Source organism: Alistipes finegoldii DSM 17242, from assembly GCF_000265365.1.
Classification (GTDB): domain Bacteria; phylum Bacteroidota; class Bacteroidia; order Bacteroidales; family Rikenellaceae; genus Alistipes; species Alistipes finegoldii.
This window is the reverse complement of record NC_018011.1, coordinates 3,384,661-3,404,100: the sequence shown is the minus strand read 5'-3', so window position 1 is coordinate 3,404,100 and position 19,440 is coordinate 3,384,661. Positions and strand designations below refer to the sequence as shown.

The following is a 19,440-nucleotide window of genomic DNA, read 5'->3' as shown; positions in this document are numbered from 1 at the left end:
GAATTGAATTTTTTCACTTAAACGCCTACAAAAATATCGTTTTATTTTGGTAAAACAAAAATATTCTATACATTTGCACCACCAAAAACGGGAAACACCCCTCTTGGTATCGGAGATTCCGTAGCTCAGCTGGTAGAGCACAACACTTTTAATGTTGGGGTCCTGGGTTCGAGCCCCAGCGGGATCACAGAAAAGAGTCCGAAACTCGGCGAAACGTCCTGAATCATTCGGGACGTTTTTTCATTTGCCCCGCTCCGCAAAACTCCGGCCGTTCGGCAAGATCTTGAATATTTGCGGAAATCCGCTATCTTTGCACGGCAACGACACTACACCACCGCAACACTCAAAAGCATCTTATGTATTCGGAAAACGATACCCGCCACTTCTTTCAGCTGCTGCGCAGCGGGCTGAAACCGGACTGCGCTCCGGCTGTCACCGGGAAAATCTCAGCACGGCAATGGGACGACATCTTCCGCATGGCGGCCGATCAGGGCGTATGCGCGGTGATCGGAGACGGCATGGAGCGTCTGCCCGAAAAGCTACGGCCGCCGCGGGATATTCGGCTCCGCTGGGCCTTGACGGCCGAAAGGCAGGAGAAACGCTACCGCCGCCAGCAGGAAAAGACCGCGAAGATGGCGGCAGCCTTCGCCGAAAACGGCATCCGCATGCTCGTACTGAAGGGGCTGGGGCTGAGCAGGGACTACCCCGTTCCGGCGCATCGTGAGTGCGGCGACATCGACATCTACCTGTTCGGGGCCTCCGACGAAGGCGACCGCCTGCTGCTGCAAATGGGGGCGCAGCCCTATTTCGACGTTCCGAAACATTCGTCCCATACGTGGGACGGCATTCTGATCGAAAATCACCGGACCATTCTCAATGTCCGGCGCAACCGGAACGAACGGGAACTGAACGCCCTGCTGACGGCAGTGCTGGAGCAGGAGGGCGTGTGCGAAATCGGCGAAAACATCGCCGTCCCGCCGGCAACCTTCAACGCGATATACCTGCTCCGCCACGCGGCCGTACACTACCAGAAGGAGGGAATCGCCGTCCGGCATCTCTGCGACTGGGCCTGCTTTCTGGAGCGGCACGGCCATGAAATCGACCGGCAACTGTTCCACAAGGCGCTGGCCGACTACCGGCTGGACCGTTTCGAAGCGCTGATGACGGCCGCCGCCGTCCGGTATCTGGGCGCAGAAGTTCCGGAGCCGGACTGCGATGCAGGCATGCTGGAGCGTTTCATGCGGGAAATATACGCCATGCGCCCCATGCCGACCCGGACGCTGCCCAAGCTCTATTTCAAGCTGTTCAGCCCCATACACAACCGCTGGCGGCTGCGCCGCGTCCTGCGGACGTCCCCGTGGCGCTATTATTACGACACGATACGCGCCCAGTGGAACGAAAGGTTCACCCTGTTCCGATAATGCGCCGCAGGCCGCGCAGGGAAGTGCGGACGCAGCGCCGTACGGCCCGCCGCATCGGCACGGCAAGGGCGGCAGACCGGCGCCCGTCACCCGGCGGCGGCCGCGAATACGCCGAACAGGCCGCCGGGCCGGCGAAGAAGTCTTCTTTCGCCTAAAAATCAAAAAAAATCGTCCGTTTATTGCCAATTAAAAATAAAAGATTAACTTTGCGTCCGAAAGGAAAACCGATATGCACCGTTTGGTGCGTGCCGGTACGACAAAGGACATAAAGAGGCGCGAATCCGGAATTTCCGGACCTTTTTGTGCCCTTTATTGTTTAGGCTGCAAACGGAATCGACCTGCGGCGATGTTGCCGTATGGGGAAAATTGCTTATATTTGCACCGGACGAAAGGATGTGCAGGTCCTATGGGTAGGAATGCACGCGAGCAAGTTTTTTCAACAAACCGAATCAAAACGACTGACAACCGCACTCCGTCTGCGGAGGTGTCCCCAAGGTGTGCCCATGTGTGAAGAGCCGCAAAACGAACAGCAATGGTACGCAATCCGCGTCACGTACAGCCGGGAAATGGCCGCAAAGAGCTATCTGGACAGTATCGGGATCGAGAGCTACGTACCCATGCACTTCGCCGAACGGACCTACGGCGGCAAAAGACGCAAGGTCTGGGAACCGCTGATCCACAACCTGCTGTTCATCCGGACGTCGGCCGACCGGCTGCGGGAGATAAAAGCGACCACCACCCTGCCGATCCGCTACATCATGGACCGCGAAAGCAAATCGCCGACGGTGATTCCGGAGCGGCAGATGCAGGACTTCATGGCCGTCGTCGCCACGCAGAACGAGCACGTCGAAATCGTCGCGCCGCAGGACGTGGATCTGGAAAAGGGAGATCCGGTACGCGTCACGGAGGGCATGTTCGCAGGAATCGAAGGCCGCTACATCCGCCACAAGGGACACAGCAAGGTCGCCGTGGCGATCCGCAACGTCGCAACCGCCCTGACGGCCTATATTCCGCTGAAATACATCGCAAAGATAGATTAGCAATTCATTTTATATCCATACGTAATCCGACATACGTTCAATACGGAAATTAACGCCTCTAAATTTTCGATTTATGAAACAAGTCATGCAGGAATCCCTGCTGATCAAGCTTCCTGTAATTATCGGTGATCTATTTCTACTCAATCTTTCTTGGATATTCGCGCTGACGCTGTTTCCCCAGCCGGCATACGTCGCCCACTCGCTGGAGATATTCGCCTGTCTCAACATCTGCTTCATCCCCGGACTTTCATGGTTCGGCGTGATCCTCTCCTCGCGGATCGTTCCCTACGAGGAGATCATACGCCGCGTGTTTTACGTCGTACTCTGCCACATCGGATTCTTCACACTGATACAGACCGTGTGGAGTTACGGCCTGCTGCCGCTCCGGCTGACCGGCGCCTTCTACATATCGCTCACCGTCGCGCTGATGCTGTGGCGCTACATCTGCCGCATGGCGGTCAAGATCACCCGCGGACACGGACGCAACTCGCGGCGGGTCATCATCGTCGGCAGCAAGGACAATGCGCTGGAGGTGTATCACGAAATGGTGGACAACAGCAGCACCGGCTACCGCGTACTCGGTTTTTTCAGCAACCACGACGACAAGGCCCTGCCCGGCAACACCCCGTGTCTGGGCAGCGTAGACGAAGCCCTGCCGTGGCTGAAACGCCACCCGGTCAACGAGGTGTACTGCTGCCTCTCCACCGACCGCTATCTGGAAGAGATATTCCCGATCATGGACTACTGCGAAAACAATTTCGTGCGGTTCTACTATGTGCCCAACCTGCGCAACTACATGAAACGCGCGATGAACCTCGAACTGCTGGGCAACGTACCGATCCTCTATATCCGCGAAGAGCCGCTGCGGCAGGTTTCGAACCGCTTCGTCAAACGCGCGTTCGACGTCACGGTATCCGGCGTCTTCCTCTGCACGCTCTTCCCCTTCGTCTATCTCTTCGTGGCCTTGGGCATCAAGCTGACTTCGAAAGGCCCGGTATTCTTCATTCAGGAGCGCAGCGGCGAAAACGGCCGCACGTTCGGCTGCATCAAGTTCCGGTCGATGCGCGTAAACGACGAGGCCGACCGGGTGCAGGCGACGAAGAACGATCCGCGCAAGACCCGTTTCGGCAGCTTCCTGCGCAAATCGAGCATCGACGAGCTTCCCCAGTTCATCAACGTGCTGAAAGGCGAGATGTCGATCGTCGGTCCCCGTCCCCACATGCTCCAGCACACCGAGCTTTACTCCAAGCTGGTCAATAAATACATGGTGCGCCACCTGATCAAGCCCGGCATCACAGGCTGGGCGCAGGTGACGGGATACCGCGGCGAGACCCACGAGTTGAGCCAGATGGAGGGCCGCGTGCGCCGCGACATCTGGTATCTCGAAAACTGGTCGCTGCTGCTGGATATACGCATCATGCTCCTGACGGTGTGGAATGCGCTGAAGCGGGATGAAAACGCATATTAATTCACTTGAATAATGAAAGGCATCATTTTGGCGGGCGGCAGCGGCAGTCGGCTGTACCCGATCACAAAGGGGGTCAGCAAGCAGCTGCTTCCGGTCTACGACAAGCCGATGGTCTATTACCCGCTCTCGGCGCTTCTTCTAGCGGGCATCCGCGAAATCCTCGTGATCTCGACTCCGGAGGACCTTCCGGGTTTCCGGCGTCTGCTGGGCGACGGCTCCGACTACGGCGTGCGTATCGACTACGCGGCACAGCCATCTCCGGACGGTCTTGCACAGGCTTTTCTGATCGGCGAGGATTTCCTCGGCGGCGATTCCGCGTGCCTCGTTCTTGGCGACAACATCTTCTACGGTTCCGGTTTCACGGGTCTTCTTCGCGAGGCCGTCCGTACGGCCGAGGAGGATGGCAAGGCCACGGTCTTCGGCTACCGCGTCGACGATCCGGGCCGCTACGGGGTCGCGGAGTTCGACGATGAGGGCAACTGCCTTTCGATCGAGGAGAAACCCGCCCATCCGAAGTCTAACTACGCAGTCGTGGGCCTGTACTTCTATCCGAACAAGGTCGTGGATGTGGCCAAGGGCATCCGTCCCTCGGCCCGCGGGGAGCTTGAGATCACGAGCGTGAACCAGTGTTTCCTGCAAAGCGGCGAGCTGAAGGTGCAGACGCTCCAGCGCGGCTTCGCGTGGCTGGATACGGGCACGCACGACTCCTTGGCCGAGGCCTCGATCTTCGTGGAGGTCATCGAGAAGCGTCAGGGACTTAAGATCGCCTGTCTGGAAGGCATCGCCTACCGCAACGGGTGGATCACGGCGGACAAGCTGCGCGCACTTGCCGAGCCGATGCTCAGGAACCAGTACGGACAATACCTTTTGAAACTCCTCGACGAAAAATAATCCCATGAAAGTTCTGACAACCGCCATAGAGGGCGTGGTTATTCTAGAGCCGGAGGTTTTCGGCGACGCGCGGGGTTACTTCTTCGAGAGCTACTCGCAGCGCCGCTTCGACGCACAGGTCCGTCCCGTGCGCTTCGTGCAGGACAACGAATCGCACTCACGCTACGGCGTGCTGCGGGGCCTCCATTTCCAGAAAGGGCGGTACTCCCAGTCGAAACTGGTCCGCGTGGTCCGGGGCCGCGTGCTCGACGTCGCGGTGGATATCCGCCGTGGCTCCCCCACGTTCGGCCGCCACGTGGCGGTGGAGCTGACGGAAGACAACAAGCGTCAGTTCTTCATCCCGCGGGGCTTCGCGCACGGCTTCGCCGTGCTGAGCGACGAAGCGACGTTCCAGTACAAGTGCGACAACCCCTACGCCCCCGAATCGGAGGGCGCCATTGCATGGAACGACCCGTCGCTGGGCATCGACTGGCGTCTGGCCCCCGAAGATGTCGTCCTCTCGCCCAAGGACAGCGCCCACCCGCTGCTGTCGGAGGCCGGGGAACTGTTCGACTATAACGAAGACTATTATGCTTAATATCCTGATTACGGGCGCGAACGGTCAGCTTGGCAGCGCCCTGCGGCGTCTTGGCGGCGTCTCGCCCCACAACTACTTCTGTACGGATGTCGCGGAACTAGACATCACCGATGCGGCTGCCGTCCTGCGAACGGTCGAGGAGCGGCGCATCGACGTTATCGTAAACTGCGCGGCCTACACCGACGTGGAGCGGGCCGAGGAGGACGAACCGCGTGCGGACCTGCTGAACCACAAGGCTGCGGGCAATCTCGCGGCGGCGGCCAAGGCGACGGGCGCGACGCTGTTCCACGTCTCGACGGACTACGTCTTCGACGGCACGGCCCATACGCCCTACAGGGAGGATACGGCTCCCTCGCCGCTGGGAGCCTACGGGCGTACGAAGCTTGCGGGCGAACGCGCCGTCATGGCATCTGGGTGCCGGTATCTGATCTTCCGCACGGCGTGGCTCTATTCGGAGTACGGACACAACTTCCTGAAGACGATGCTGCGTCTGACTTCGGAGCGGGATACGCTGCAGGTGGTCTTCGACCAGATCGGCACTCCGACCTACGCCGGGGACTTGGCGCTTGCGATCTTCTCGATCATCGAGTCGGAACGCTACGCGGGCAACGAGGGCGTGTACCACTTCACCGACGAGGGCGTCTGCTCGTGGTACGACTTCGCGACGGAGATCGCCGCGGCTGCGGGTCACGACTCATGCCACATCATCCCCTGCCACACGTCGGAATTCCCGACCAAGGCCGCACGCCCGGCCTACTCGGTGCTGGACAAAACCAAGATCAAGACCACCTTCCAGATGGACATCCCCCACTGGAGGGAGGCAATGATCTACTGCCTGAAACAACTCGCCGAATAATCCAATCACTATGCAACGCACTATCCTCATCACGGGCGGCGCGGGCTTCATCGGCTCGCATGTGGTCCGTCTTTTCGTGACCAAATACCCCGATTACCGGATCGTCAACCTCGACAAGCTGACCTATGCTGGCAACCTCGCCAACCTTCGAGACATCGAGGAGCGGCCGAACTACACTTTCGTCAGGGGCGACATCTGCGACTTCGAGGCGATGCGTGAACTGTTCCGGCAGTACGGCATCGACGGGGTGATCCACCTCGCAGCCGAGAGCCACGTGGACCGCTCGATCAGGGATCCGTTCACCTTCGCGCGTACGAACGTCATGGGCACGCTGTCGCTGCTCGAAGCTGCGCGGGAGCATTGGAACGGCAATTGGGCGGGCAAGCTGTTCTACCACATCTCGACCGACGAAGTGTACGGTGCGCTGGAGCTGACCCGCCCCGCGGGGGACCCTGCGGGCTGCGAGAGCGGCGGCGGTCCTTTCGGGGAGGAGTTCTTCACCGAGGAGACGAAGTACGACCCGCACAGCCCCTACTCGGCGTCGAAGGCTTCGTCGGACCACTTCGTGCGGGCCTACCACGACACGTACGGCATGCCGACGCTGGTTACGAACTGCTCGAACAACTACGGGCCCTACCAGTTCCCGGAGAAGCTGATTCCGCTGTTCATCAACAACATCCGCCACCGAAGGCCGCTGCCCGTGTACGGCCGCGGGGAGAACGTCCGCGACTGGCTCTACGTCGAGGACCACGCGCGGGCCATCGACGTGATCTTCCACAAGGGCAAGGTCGCCGACACGTACAACATCGGGGGTTTCAACGAATGGAAGAACATCGACCTGATACGGGTGATCGTCAAAACCGTGGACCGGCTGCTGGGCAATCCCGAAGGCGCTTCGGAAAAGCTGATCACGTATGTCGCCGACCGCGCGGGCCACGACCTGAGATACGCCATCGACTCGCGCAAACTCAAAGACGAGCTGGGCTGGCAGCCCAGCCTGCAGTTCGAGGAGGGGATCGAAAAGACGGTCCGCTGGTACCTCCAGAACCAATCGTGGATGGACGACATAACCTCAGGCGAGTACCAGCAATACTATCAGAGCATGTATAAGGAGAGGTAGATATGGCGCTTAACGGATGAACATCGGCTCCGAAATGCAGGAAATAAGCTCTAACAACAAACGAATAGCAAAGAATACGCTTCTGCTCTACTTCCGGATGCTTGTTACCATGGCGGTAAGTCTCTACACCAGCCGGGTGGTATTGAATATTCTAGGGGTGGAGGACTTCGGCATCTACAATGTCGTGGGCGGAATCGTCGCCATGTTCGGATTCATCAACGGATCCATGACCTCTGCGACACAGCGGTACCTGACCTTTGAGCTGGGACAGAACAATCGGGCGCAACTGACAAAGGTTTTTTCGACCAGCCTTTCAATACATGGCATCATATCCTTTCTGATAATAGTGCTGGCGGAAACGGTCGGGCTTTGGTTCTTATGGAACAAAATGCAGATTCCGGCCGACCGCATGAATGCCGCTTTCTGGGTATTCCAGTGCTCGGTAGCGGCATCGGTGATCATGATCATGAGCGTACCGTATAATGCGGCCATCATCGCCCATGAAAGAATGAGCGCATTTGCCTATATATCGATTATCGAAGTCTCTTTGAAATTGCTGATCGTCTGTTTCCTTCGGTATTTTCACACCGACAAACTGATATTGTACGCCGCGTTAATCGTTATTGTCCAGTTCCTCATACGTCTATGTTACAGCTGGTATTGCAACCGGCATTTCAACGAAACAAAATATCGCTGGAGCTGGGACAAGGGGTTATTCAAGGAAATGACAGGATTTGCCAGTTGGAATATGTTCGGCAGTCTGGCGGCCATCACATTTACACAGGGGTTGAACCTGCTGCTGAATATGTTCTTCGGTCCGGTTGTCAACGCTGCCAGAGGTATCGCCGTGCAGGCCCAAACCGCCATCGGTCAATTCAGCAGCAACTTCCAGACGGCCCTCAACCCGCAAATAACCAAATCATACGCGACCGGCGACATGGAATACATGCATGGCCTGATTTTCCGGAGCGCCAAATTTTCATTTTTCCTGCTGCTGCTGTTATCGCTTCCCGTCCTTATCGAGACAAAAGCGATACTGACGCTCTGGCTGAAAATCGTCCCGGACCACACAGTCGTATTCCTGCGGATCATGTTATGCACGACATGGGTGTATGCCGTCTCCAATCCGTTGATTACAGCCGCTTCCGCCACCGGCAAGATCAAACTATACCAAAGTGTCGTCGGAGGGTTGCTGCTGCTGATCCTACCGATTTCCTATCTCTGTTTGCGGTTCGGGCTCCCTGCATACAGCGTCTTTATCGTACATTTTGTCATGGAGATTACAGCCCAATTCGCCCGGCTGCTGATGCTGCGGCGAATGATTCGGTTGTCATTGCGGGAATACTTTGCCAAAGTGATCTGGAGTATATCCAAAGTTACGGCAATCGCGCTTGCAGCGCCTCTGGCCGTGGCATACTGGCAGCCGGGAGAAGGAATATGGAACCTTCTGACGATCTGCCTGATTTGCGCCATATCGACAAGCATGTCCGTTTACTGGTTCGGACTTACGCCCGGCGAGAAAATCTATATCTGCTCGAAAGTCTCATCCATCGCATCAAAATTCAAAAAATGATTTCCATTGCTTCGAAGGAGATGTGCTGCGGCTGCGCTGCATGCGAACAGCGCTGCCCCACGTCCTGCATCGTAATGCGTGAAGACGAGGAAGGATTTCTTTATCCGCAAACAGACACGTCGAAATGTATAGGTTGCGGCCTATGCGAAAAAGTATGTCCGGTACTCAATCAGGGCGAAAAGCGGAAGCCGCTCCATGTATATGCGGCAAAAAACACAAAGACTCGGATTCGGCTGCAAAGTTCTTCGGGAGGTATCTTCACCCATATAGCGGAACAGATCATTCAGAAGAACGGCGTGGTTTTCGGTGCCCGTTTCGACGAGAATTGGGCTGTAGAACACGCCTGTACCGAAACGCTCGAAGGACTCGCGGCCATGCGGGGCAGCAAGTATGTGCAAAGCCGTATCGGCCGCACTTACCGGCAGGCAAAAGAATTTCTGGAATCCGGCCGTCCGGTGCTCTTTTCGGGCACTCCCTGTCAAATAAGAGGTTTAAAGCTTTTTTTGGCAAAAGAATATGAAAATCTATTGACTGTAGATTTAGTTTGCCACGGTGTTCCCAGCCCCGAAATCTGGCGACAATATTTACATGAAATAATAGCGACGGGGGGGGGCCGACATCCAAATTCCGAGTTGCGGTCCACATCCCAAATTACGGGCATCAATTTCAGGGACAAGACGACCGGATGGCAGCATTACAGTTTGCGGTTCTCATTCCGCAGAGAGACCGGGTCCGGTCTTCCGGAGACGGCAGACGTGTCCAGAATACACTATAAAGATCCATTCTTTTACTGCTTCCTGTCGCATGTGACCGAAAGATATTCATGCTACGCCTGTCCGGCAAAAGAACTGAAAAGCGGCAGCGACATCACACTCGGCGATTTTTGGGGATTCCGCGGCACCAAGGACTTTCCGGATGACAACAACGGTATAAGTCTGTTGCTGATCAATACGGATCAAGGCAGCAAATATATTACCGGCACATTACGTTCGGAGCAATCCTATGAGAAAGTCATCAAACAAAATCCGATGATCACCGCCAGTCTTATCAAGGATCCGAGAAGAGATACTTTTTATAAGGCGGTTGCAAAGTCTTCGCTGCACCGGCAGAGCAAAAAACTGAGACTAATAAACAAAATCAAAAGATATGCGAATCGGCTTGCTGACCTTGCCCTTGGAAACAGGATACGGTAGCATATTGCAGGCATATGCGCTGAAAACGGTATTGACGCGGCAAGGGCACGAAGTCATACTCATTCGCCGTCTCGTTAAAAAAAAGCGGTTCAACGGCTGGAACATCTTAAAACGAAGTGTCAAAAAATACATATTCAGAAAACCTGCCTGCGTTTTCTACGACAAGAAAATCTACGACGAATACCCCGTAATTACACAACACACGCAACCATTTATCGACAAATGGCTGCAACCCTTTTCACCGGTCTATTATAACAGCAGTGCATACAAAAGCATCCGCGACTTAAAATGCGACGCCTACATCGTAGGTTCTGATCAGGTATGGCGCAAAGGGTGTATGGAGGAAATCAAAGATTATTACTTCTCCCCGATCGACGGCCGTACAGCGAAATTAATTGCCTATGCGGCGTCATTCGGTATCGACAAATGGGCATATTCGAAGAAAGAGACCCGATTCTGCACCCAGAAGCTAAAGGAGTTCACCGCAGTCAGCGTACGGGAAGATTCTGGTATGGAATTATGCAAAAGGCATCTCAACCATACCGCTGAACATGTTTTAGATCCGACAATGCTTCTGACACCTGCGGACTATCGAGCACTCATCGGCGAAGGAGGTGCCGAAAAGTACGCAAACAAAATAACGGCATTCATATTAGACCGTTCCGACGACAAACTGGCGGCGCTGAAAAAAGTCTCGAAAGTTTTAGCCATGGACTACAACTTTGCAGCGACGGAAACCGAAGACAGACTGGCCCCTCTCGAAAAAAGAATAGCGCCATCCGTAGCGGACTGGCTGAAGGCGATGTATTATGCCGATTATATTTTCACGGACTCCTTTCACGGCTGCGTTTTTTCCATTCTGTTCAACAAACCGTTCGTATTATACGTCAACAGAAACAGAGGCGTCGCACGATTCGAGTCGCTGTTGAAGCTGTTCAAGATAGAGAACAGAACCCTATCCGATTCAAACGGATTGGAGAGTTGCCCCATAAGACAATCCATAGACTGGAAGCCCATAAATGCGAAACTGGAAGAAATGCGTTCAAAATCCATGTGCTTCCTCGAAAATGCGCTTACTGCAAGAGACGAACAATAAAATCCGACTGATGAATATAACCTTTCTGCTACGTCTGTGGCCCGTATACGGCGGCGGAGAAACCGTAACGATCTGCCTTGCCAACGAAATGATAAAGCGAGGATGGAATGTATCCGTCTTGTATTTTAAAAACAATACGCGGGCCGACCTGCCTTTCATCGATCCAGCCATAAAGGCCGTTCAAATACCCGATATCCGCTGCGACGAGTTTACGACACGCTTTCCCGATGCCGACAAAGTAACCGGCTATCTGAAAGAATATATTCAGGAAAACGACATCCATTATCTTGTCAATCAATGGTGGCCGGTCGAATATATCCGTGGAATAAGGGGACGGTATAAGACAAAGATCATCACATGTCTCCATCAGGCACTTTATACCCCAATGATCGAGGGAACGGGAATAAACGGATTCCTGAAAAAAAGATGCACTTCGCTGTATAAATTCTGGAAAAAGAGACATAGTTGCAGGCAGGTGACAAAGTTCCTACCGCATACGGATAAATATATTTTCCTGTCTCCAGCCTTTCAACGTCAGTACGAGCAATTTGCCAACTATAAAAATACAAATAGCCAGTTGGGTGCCATCCCCAATCCGCTGGTTTACCCGAACGAAATGCGGCCCGAAGATTTGCAGTCGAAAGAGAAGACCGTTCTTCTCGTAGGTCGGATGGTGGAAATCCAGAAACGCATAACGCGGGCAATCAAAATATGGCGCGCTATTGAAAACGATCCCCGCTTGGACGAGTGGAACTTCCGGATTGTCGGCGAAGGACCGGATTTGGCCATGTATAAACAACTGGCGGAGGCGTTAGGATTAAAACGGATTTCGTTCGAAGGCTTCCGAAATCCGCAGCCCTATTACAAGCAGGCCGCCATTTTCATGATGACCTCTGCCTTCGAAGGGTTTCCCATGACATTGGTCGAAGCACAACAATGCGGTGTCGTTCCGGTTGTAATGGATTCCTACCTGTCGCTGCACGACATCGTCGAAACCGGATACAACGGCATCATCGTTTCCAATGAAGACCTTACGGGCTATGTAAACAAAATGAAAGAGCTGATGACAGACACCTCCCTTCGGGAAAAACTGGCAATGAAGGGCCTGCACTCCTGCCGCAGGTTCTGCGTAGAAGAGATTGTCAACAATTGGGAAGAACTGTTCAACGACCTAAGTGCAAACCGCCGATGATTTCGAATGTCAACAAACTCATAATCTGGATATTGCTTTTTTCATGTTGCTGGGGATTACTCACTCCTCAGTTTGTTTTGCTTCCGGTGATTCTCGCGTTGTTCTACATGATAAAAGCCATTCTGGAAAGGCAATCCGGAATGTTTAAGAAACACCTGATCATATATTTCATCTTTTTCATAATCAGCGGATTTTCAAGCTCATATTACGAACAGCAAAGCCTACTCAAAACATTCAGCTCAATTGCCTGCCTGCAATTTTTCACAATTCTGTCTTATTTTGTTTTCTTATCCGGCAAATATTCTATAAAAGAGATAGAAAAGGCATTAGCAATCGCCTACGTTATTTTTCTATGCTGCTTCACAATCCAACTGATATATCCCGACAAAATATTCAATTTGGCAACGGACTATATGGACATCGGACGATTTACCATGTACGGACAACTGATCGCCTATATCTGTCTATTCTATTTTTACGGGAAATATTTATTTTCAGGCAAGACCAAATACCTGTTATACATACTGCCCGCGTTCTTCGTCCTTTTTATAGCAGGATTCAGAACCCAGATGGCTGCCATATTATTGGCATTGGGCCTATTTACCTACTCGGTAAAGAAAATCGCCAGTGTAAAATATATGTTTCTCTTCCTTATTGTCATAGGTGTTCTCTCCCAAACTTCGGTCGTTCAGAACTCCATAAACAACATGATGAAGCGGCAGGAAGCGGGCGCCACATTCGCCAATGAGGATTACATACGAGTCATCCAGTTCAACTATTTTACAAAAGAGCATTTCAAATCCCCCGTCGAATATGTATTCGGAAGCGGAATCCCCAACCCCAGAACAAAATACGGTCAGCCGTTCTATACTGTCGATCCTGCATTAGGTCCATATAACGGATGGCATGACTGGGGGATCGTCGGACTGAGCTGGATGATCGGAATTCCGACCGTATTGGCCCTTCTCTTCCCCGTCTTTCGGATCATCAGAAGAAAATGCGACGACAACATTCTCTTTTTGAAATTTTTCTATATTTTTCTGCTGCTGTCAAGTTTCACTACCGTAGAATTCTATCGAGTAGGTTCCTTCTTCTTCCATGGGTTACTTTTTTATCTTTATGAATTGTATTACAGGCAGTCCGCCAACGCTCAGAAATATCGAAAAATCAGTCCAGAATATCACGGCTGTAAATTACCATACACAGTTAGATGAAGCGAATTTTATTAATAGCGACCGAATTTGCTCCGGGAATGATCCCATACGCGTCTTCAATAATTAACACATTGTCCAACAGTGAAAAATTCGAAGTGTTTGCTATTGTTGTAAATTCGCCAAACAGGTCATTCAGCAAGAGTGTCATAGTAAACCGAAAAATAAGACACATCGAATACCCGAAGACAAAAATTCTCAAATTAATATACAAATTCTATCCGATAAGAATTATTCGAGAAATAAAAAGAATCACTAAATCTCAGAAAATAGATGCTGTACACCTATTAACAGGAGACTTCAGTCTGTTCACATATTTATTATTCAATCCACAAAAAGAAAAATTTTATTACACAATTCACGATTTATATCCCCATGAATCTAAAGACAAGGGATTTTGCAGTTATATATTTCATAAATACCTATATTGGTGTACAAAAAATATCCGGGAAATAATACCTCATTTAACAACTTCATCAAAAAGTCAGTATGCAGTATTATGCGAGAAATATCCGAATAAACAGATTTTTTTCACCCACTTCCCCACATTGGTTACAGAAGAAATAAAAAAAGGAACGATGGCTGTTGCTGAATTAAAAAATACATCCGACTATATTTTATTTTTCGGAGCTGTCGATCATTACAAAGGAGTAGACATATTGATCAGTGCCTACAATCGACACCCCGAATCCGACAAACATAAATTAGTCATTGCCGGTTTGGGTAATTTAGACAAAATAACCGAGCCAAACATCATAAGACTGAACCGGTTCATCGAGGATGCCGAAGTCCGAGATCTATTCACCAAAGCCGCAATCGTAGTTTATCCGTATCGTTCGGCCACCATGTCGGGCGTGCTTTCCCTTGCGTTCTATTTCAGGAAGAAAGTCGTGATGTCAGACGTGCCTTTTTTCAAAGAATACGCCAACCGGGACTCGCTGTTCTTCAAAGCCGGAAATGTCGAAGATCTGGCCGACAAGCTGCAGCAGGCATTGGATTCCGGCAGCGCCAGCACAAATGCGAATCTGTATCCAGAATTCTATTCAGAGAATATATTGGAACAAGACTATATAAATCTGTACTCATCCCCTGCGAACAAACAGATGTGATGCCATGAAGGTATTGATATTGAATCCGATCCTTTTTACGGCGGACAACAATGTAATTCCGCAAGTCAAATCCATAAAAGACACGATGATTTACAACATGTGTCTAGGATTCAAACGACTGGGACACGATGTAACATTAGCCGCCGCCGAAGAGTATGCTCCTGCGGAAAAAGAAGCGTATGATTTCGAAATTCTTTTTTTTAAATCGGACTTTAAACGAATTTTCCCGCCGGCCATGTTGCCCTTTTCTCCTGAGCTATGGCCATATATCAAAAAAAATGAAAAATCATTCGATTTGCTGATCTCCAGCGAAGTATTTTCGTTCCAGTCTTTATTAGCAGCAAGAATCTGTCCCGAAAAAACTATAATTTGGCAAGAACTGACCGATCATCAAAACAAATTCCATCGACTTCCATCGAAAATATGGCATAATGTCATTGTTCGTTTATTCATGCAAAGGATTGCAGCAGTAGCTCCCCGCTCAGGGCCAGCTTACAAATTTATTAGCAAATATATGCCGCAAACAGTAAAGCAAATCGTTGATCATGGAATTAATGTCGATAAATTCACCTATTCCGAAAAAAAAGAACGCCAAATAATCAGTTCGTCCCAATTGATTCTCAGAAAAAATATCGACGGAATAATTCGGATTTTCCAGCAATTCCATGAAATGGAAGCATATGAAGACATTAAATTGTTGATAGCCGGGCGAGGTGAAGAAGAAGCAAATTTAAAAAAATTAGTGTCGGAATTAAAACTCTCGGAAAGTGTCCGATTTCTTGGATTTTTACCTCAGCAAACACTGAATAAATATATCCGAGAATCTCTTTGCTTTCTTATCAATACGCGAAAAGATCTGAATATGGTTTCCATTCCGGAATCCATCGTTTCAGGGACCCCGATTCTGACAAACACTCAACCGGCTTCAGCCGGCTACATCCAAGCGAATAAGCTGGGAATAGCCAAGAATCAATGGGGAGTAGACGAGCTAAAAGAAATCATCGACAACAATTCCTTTTATGTCAAAAATTGTATCGGCTACCGGGAAAACCTAACGAATATCCATTCCGCCCAATTATTAACGGACATCTATAAAAAATCAATTCAAAAACAGTAAAATACCATTTCCGACATATCAGACGCAACGCCTAACTAGAGAGCCTCAGCATGCTGTTCAATTCATTTGTATTTCTACTTGCATTCCCGACAATCTTCGCCGCATATTATCTCTGTCCGATAAAATGGCGCAGCTGGCTTCTATTGCTGATAAGCTATGCAGTCTATATGAACTGGGTGCCCGTATACGCATTGATCCTCTTGTGGGTAACTCTGACGACCTATACCGGCGCTCATTATATATCCCGCAACAGCCCCAAGAACAAGCTAAAAATGACCGTCGCAGGAATTTTGACCTTGCTGCCGCTGCTTTTCTTCAAATACTACAATTTTATAAATGGCATCGTATACGATATATTGACGACCCTCCACCTGCGCATCGAAATAAATACAATGCATTGGGCCGCTCCCATCGGCATATCCTTCTTTTCATTTCAGGCATACGGATATCTGGCGGACGTATATTACAGACGGACCGACTGCGAACGCAACCTCCGGGACTATGCACTGTTCATTTCATTTTTTCCGCAAATAGCTTCGGGGCCTATCAGCAAGGCGAAGGACCTGCTGCCGCAAATCAAAAGTCTCAAAACTTTCGATGCCGACAAAGCGACACAGGGGTTGAAACTGTTGTTATGGGGCTTGTTCCTAAAAGTCGTGTTAGCAGACCGATTAGGTCTGTACGTAGACAGCATTTATGACAATTACACCTATCAGACGGGGTTCTCCCTGTTCGTCGCCAGTTTGTGTTATTCGCTGCAAATATACGGAGACTTTGCAGGTTATTCGTTAATGGCTATCGGAGTAGCCAAAGTCTTGGGATTCGATCTGATCAATAACTTCAACCGCCCCTATTTCGCAACCAGCATAACCGACTTCTGGCACCGATGGCACATTTCGCTGTCCATCTGGCTCCGTGATTACGTATATATTCCGCTAGGCGGCAGCAGATGCAGCAAATTACGCACCTATTGGAATATTTTCGCGACTTTTCTGGTCTCCGGAATCTGGCACGGCGCGAATTGGACATTCATCATATGGGGAATTATTCACGGAGTCGCGCAAATAGCCGAAAAGGCATTGCGTCTTCAGAAGTATGAAGGGGGGGGGAATCGCCGGCTTCGTATTATCATCACATTCCTTATCGTCAACTTCGCATGGATATTTTTCCGGATGCCCTCGATAACGGACGCATGCAAGGTCATCGGCAAAATATTCACGGATTTCGGGACTACCCTGTTTTTATCAAACAACAGCAATATGATCTACATGCTCGTCGCCGTCTGCATATTGTTTTTTAAAGACATGCGCGACGAATTCTTCCCACGCCGGTTTCTCTTCTTCGAAAACAGAAACATAGCAATCAGGTGGAGTTCCTATCTGTTTCTAATGTTTCTAATCCTTCTGACAGGCGTATTGGATTCCGGACAATTCATTTATGTAAACTTCTAACGCATGCGGAATTTTCTGATCAAATCGGCCATATTTCTTGCGTTATGCGGTCTGCTCGACTTCGGTCTGGGCAAAATCTTCGGTTATCTGACAGTCCATGCAACCGGCGGATATACAAAACGGGATAATTTCATATCCGACGAAGTCGATGCAAACATCCTGATTTTCGGCTCGTCGCGGGCCGCTCATCACTACGTCCCTTCGATATTGTCCGATTCATTGGACATGAGTTGCTATAACTGCGGAATGGACGGCAACGGCATCATATACGGGTATGGAAAGCTAAAAACGATTACGGCCCGGTACTATCCCAAAATCGTCATACTGGACATCCAGCCTACATTCGATCTGTTTAGAAACGACAATTGCAAATACTTGGCTCCCTTGCGGCCGTATTATCAATATCCGGGAGTCGATTCATTATTCTGGGACATAAATCCGTCCGAACGTTGGAAAATGATGTCGAATTCCTACCGGTTCAATTCGAAATTCCTGAGCATTCTAATGGATAATCTATCGGATCGAGCCGTATCTTCCGATAACGGCTACATGCCTTTATACGATACGATGACTTACGAGCCGTCAAAATCCACCGCAAAGAAAAACGAAACAGATCCTGTCAAAATCCGTTATTTTGAGCAATTCATTTGCGAAGTAAAAAGACATTCCGCCCTGTTCGTATTCATATCGCCCGAATACGGGAGCAATGCCGACTGGCCAGACATCGTGGAAGGCATATGTGCAAAGTACAGCATTCCCTACTATAATTATCTAAGCGACAAACGCTTCGCAAACAACAAAACATATTTTGCCGATTCATCGCATTTGAACGACAACGGTGCAAGAGCCTATACGGAAATAGTTGCGGCCGATATAAAATGCAAATTGAAAACTCTCCGTCTTACCTCCGATCGTTTTTTATGAAAGTTCTGCTCGCCAATAAATTCTACTACCGCCGCGGCGGAGACTGCGTATGCACGCTGAATCTGGAACAGTTGCTTAAAGACCACAATCACGATACTGCGGTATTCGCCATGCAACATCCGGAAAATTTCCCGACTCCGTGGAGCAAATATTTTCCGAGCGAAATACGCTTCTCGCCGGGTCCCAACATACTTGAAACCTTTAGACGGCCATTCGGTTCGAAAGAGGTAAAACGGAAATTCAACGCATTGCTGGATGATTTCCAGCCGGATGTCGTTCACCTGAACAATATCCACACGCAATTATCCCCTCTGATCGCCGAACTCGCCCATCGGAGAGGTATCAAAGTCGTATGGACGCTGCACGACCTGAAACTGCTATGTCCCCGGTACGATTGCCTGCGCAACGGGGAAACGATCTGCGAAGCATGTTTCACGGACAAACACAAGGTATTGGAGAACAAATGCATGAAAAACTCGTGGCTGGTGAGTATATTGGCGTATAAAGAAGCCCGGAAATGGAACAGGGAAAGGCTTGAGGCCTGCACCGATTCATTTATCTGCCCCAGTCAGTTCCTAGCCGACAAAATGATACAAGGCGGTTTCGATAGAGGCAAACTGCATACATTATGCAATTTTATCGACGTTGAAAAATGTGCAGACGCAGCCTATCTGAAAAAAGATTACTACTGCTACATCGGGCGCATATCGCATGAAAAGGGAATAAAGACTCTGATCGACGCCGCGAACCGACTGCCTTACAAATTGGTAATCATCGGCAAGGGTCCGCTGGATGCCGAAATGAAGAAACTCGCGGGGCCAAATGTCGAATTCGCCGGATTCAAGCAGTGGAATGAAATAAAACGAATTGTCAGTCAGGCCCGCTTTTGCGTCATTCCGTCCGAATCATATGAGAACAATCCGCTTTCCGTCATCGAATCCCAATGCTTGGGCACGCCGGTACTGGGCGCTCAAATCGGCGGTATTCCCGAATTGATTCAGGAGGACTTCAACGGTTTGTATTTCAGAAGCAGGGATACGGACGATCTGACCGCCAAAATTCAGGCCATGTATGACGCACCGTTCGACCATGCCGCCATCGCCCTCGAAGCGAAAAAGCGCTATAATTCGGAAACATACTATAAACAGCTCATACAGCTGTACAATCTATAATTCAAACCTTGGATTCATACAAATCTGTC

General features: G+C 50.5%; 17 protein-coding genes and 1 tRNA gene. All 18 read left to right on the top strand.

The genetic code is table 11. The features are described from left to right. Positions 1 to 114 precede the first annotated feature (114 nt). The 18 genes from ALFI_RS14720 (at position 115) to ALFI_RS14635 (ending at position 19,411) form a co-directional block, all read left to right on the top strand. Positions 115 to 187: transfer RNA gene (locus ALFI_RS14720), tRNA-Lys, on the top strand. Positions 188 to 356: 169 nt separating this feature from the next. Further along, positions 357 to 1,421 (top strand): nucleotidyltransferase domain-containing protein, encoded by a 1,065-nt coding sequence (locus tag ALFI_RS14715; RefSeq protein WP_014776393.1) that lies wholly within the window; start codon positions 357 to 359, stop codon positions 1,419 to 1,421. A gap of 503 nt (positions 1,422 to 1,924) precedes the next feature. Beyond that, a complete protein-coding gene (locus ALFI_RS14710) occupies positions 1,925 to 2,461 on the top strand; it encodes a UpxY family transcription antiterminator (RefSeq protein ID WP_014776392.1) in 537 nt (178 codons plus the stop codon). Positions 2,462 to 2,534: 73 nt separating this feature from the next. Next, positions 2,535 to 3,929 carry an undecaprenyl-phosphate glucose phosphotransferase gene (locus ALFI_RS14705; RefSeq protein ID WP_014776391.1) on the top strand — a complete coding sequence of 465 codons (1,395 nt, stop codon included), beginning with the start codon at positions 2,535 to 2,537 and terminating at the stop codon, positions 3,927 to 3,929. Positions 3,930 to 3,941: 12 nt separating this feature from the next. Then, complete coding sequence (gene rfbA, locus ALFI_RS14700; RefSeq protein WP_014776390.1) at positions 3,942 to 4,820, top strand: glucose-1-phosphate thymidylyltransferase RfbA; 879 nt, start codon at positions 3,942 to 3,944, stop codon at positions 4,818 to 4,820. Positions 4,821 to 4,824: 4 nt separating this feature from the next. Continuing rightward, positions 4,825 to 5,397, top strand: a complete 573-nt coding sequence (gene rfbC / locus ALFI_RS14695; protein ID WP_014776389.1) for a dTDP-4-dehydrorhamnose 3,5-epimerase — start codon at positions 4,825 to 4,827, stop codon at positions 5,395 to 5,397. After that, positions 5,390 to 6,253 (top strand): dTDP-4-dehydrorhamnose reductase, encoded by an 864-nt coding sequence (rfbD, locus tag ALFI_RS14690; RefSeq protein ID WP_014776388.1) that lies wholly within the window; start codon positions 5,390 to 5,392, stop codon positions 6,251 to 6,253. Before rfbC ends, rfbD begins: the two co-directional genes overlap by 8 nt. Positions 6,254 to 6,263: 10 nt before the next feature. Then, positions 6,264 to 7,373, top strand: coding sequence for a dTDP-glucose 4,6-dehydratase (gene rfbB, locus ALFI_RS14685; RefSeq protein WP_014776387.1), 1,110 nt, complete (start codon positions 6,264 to 6,266; stop codon positions 7,371 to 7,373). A 16-nt stretch (positions 7,374 to 7,389) separates the two neighbouring features. Then, positions 7,390 to 8,946 (top strand): MATE family efflux transporter, encoded by a 1,557-nt coding sequence (locus tag ALFI_RS14680; RefSeq protein WP_014776386.1) that lies wholly within the window; start codon positions 7,390 to 7,392, stop codon positions 8,944 to 8,946. Continuing rightward, the gene (locus ALFI_RS14675) at positions 8,943 to 10,139 is read left to right on the top strand and encodes a Coenzyme F420 hydrogenase/dehydrogenase, beta subunit C-terminal domain (RefSeq protein ID WP_014776385.1); all 1,197 of its coding nucleotides are present in this window, start codon (positions 8,943 to 8,945) and stop codon (positions 10,137 to 10,139) included. Before ALFI_RS14680 ends, ALFI_RS14675 begins: the two co-directional genes overlap by 4 nt. Then, positions 10,093 to 11,235 carry a polysaccharide pyruvyl transferase family protein gene (locus tag ALFI_RS14670; RefSeq protein WP_014776384.1) on the top strand — a complete coding sequence of 381 codons (1,143 nt, stop codon included), beginning with the start codon at positions 10,093 to 10,095 and terminating at the stop codon, positions 11,233 to 11,235. The genes ALFI_RS14675 and ALFI_RS14670 overlap by 47 nt, the downstream gene beginning before the upstream one ends. Before the next feature lie 10 nt (positions 11,236 to 11,245). Then, positions 11,246 to 12,427 carry a glycosyltransferase gene (locus ALFI_RS14665; RefSeq protein ID WP_014776383.1) on the top strand — a complete coding sequence of 394 codons (1,182 nt, stop codon included), beginning with the start codon at positions 11,246 to 11,248 and terminating at the stop codon, positions 12,425 to 12,427. A 107-nt stretch (positions 12,428 to 12,534) separates the two neighbouring features. Further along, positions 12,535 to 13,641, top strand: a complete 1,107-nt coding sequence (locus ALFI_RS14660) for a hypothetical protein (RefSeq protein WP_208854097.1) — start codon at positions 12,535 to 12,537, stop codon at positions 13,639 to 13,641. Positions 13,642 to 14,216: 575 nt separating this feature from the next. Continuing rightward, on the top strand, positions 14,217 to 14,747 hold the full coding sequence (locus ALFI_RS17550; RefSeq protein WP_244076595.1) for a glycosyltransferase: 531 nt from the start codon (positions 14,217 to 14,219) through the stop codon (positions 14,745 to 14,747). Between the two features lie 4 nt (positions 14,748 to 14,751). Further along, a complete protein-coding gene (locus ALFI_RS14650; RefSeq protein ID WP_014776380.1) occupies positions 14,752 to 15,864 on the top strand; it encodes a glycosyltransferase in 1,113 nt (370 codons plus the stop codon). Positions 15,865 to 15,914: 50 nt separating this feature from the next. Next, positions 15,915 to 17,315, top strand: a complete 1,401-nt coding sequence (locus ALFI_RS14645) for an MBOAT family O-acyltransferase (protein WP_014776379.1) — start codon at positions 15,915 to 15,917, stop codon at positions 17,313 to 17,315. A gap of 3 nt (positions 17,316 to 17,318) precedes the next feature. After that, positions 17,319 to 18,239 carry a hypothetical protein gene (locus ALFI_RS14640; RefSeq protein WP_014776378.1) on the top strand — a complete coding sequence of 307 codons (921 nt, stop codon included), beginning with the start codon at positions 17,319 to 17,321 and terminating at the stop codon, positions 18,237 to 18,239. Beyond that, a complete protein-coding gene (locus ALFI_RS14635; RefSeq protein ID WP_014776377.1) occupies positions 18,236 to 19,411 on the top strand; it encodes a glycosyltransferase in 1,176 nt (391 codons plus the stop codon). Before ALFI_RS14640 ends, ALFI_RS14635 begins: the two co-directional genes overlap by 4 nt. Positions 19,412 to 19,440 lie beyond the last annotated feature (29 nt).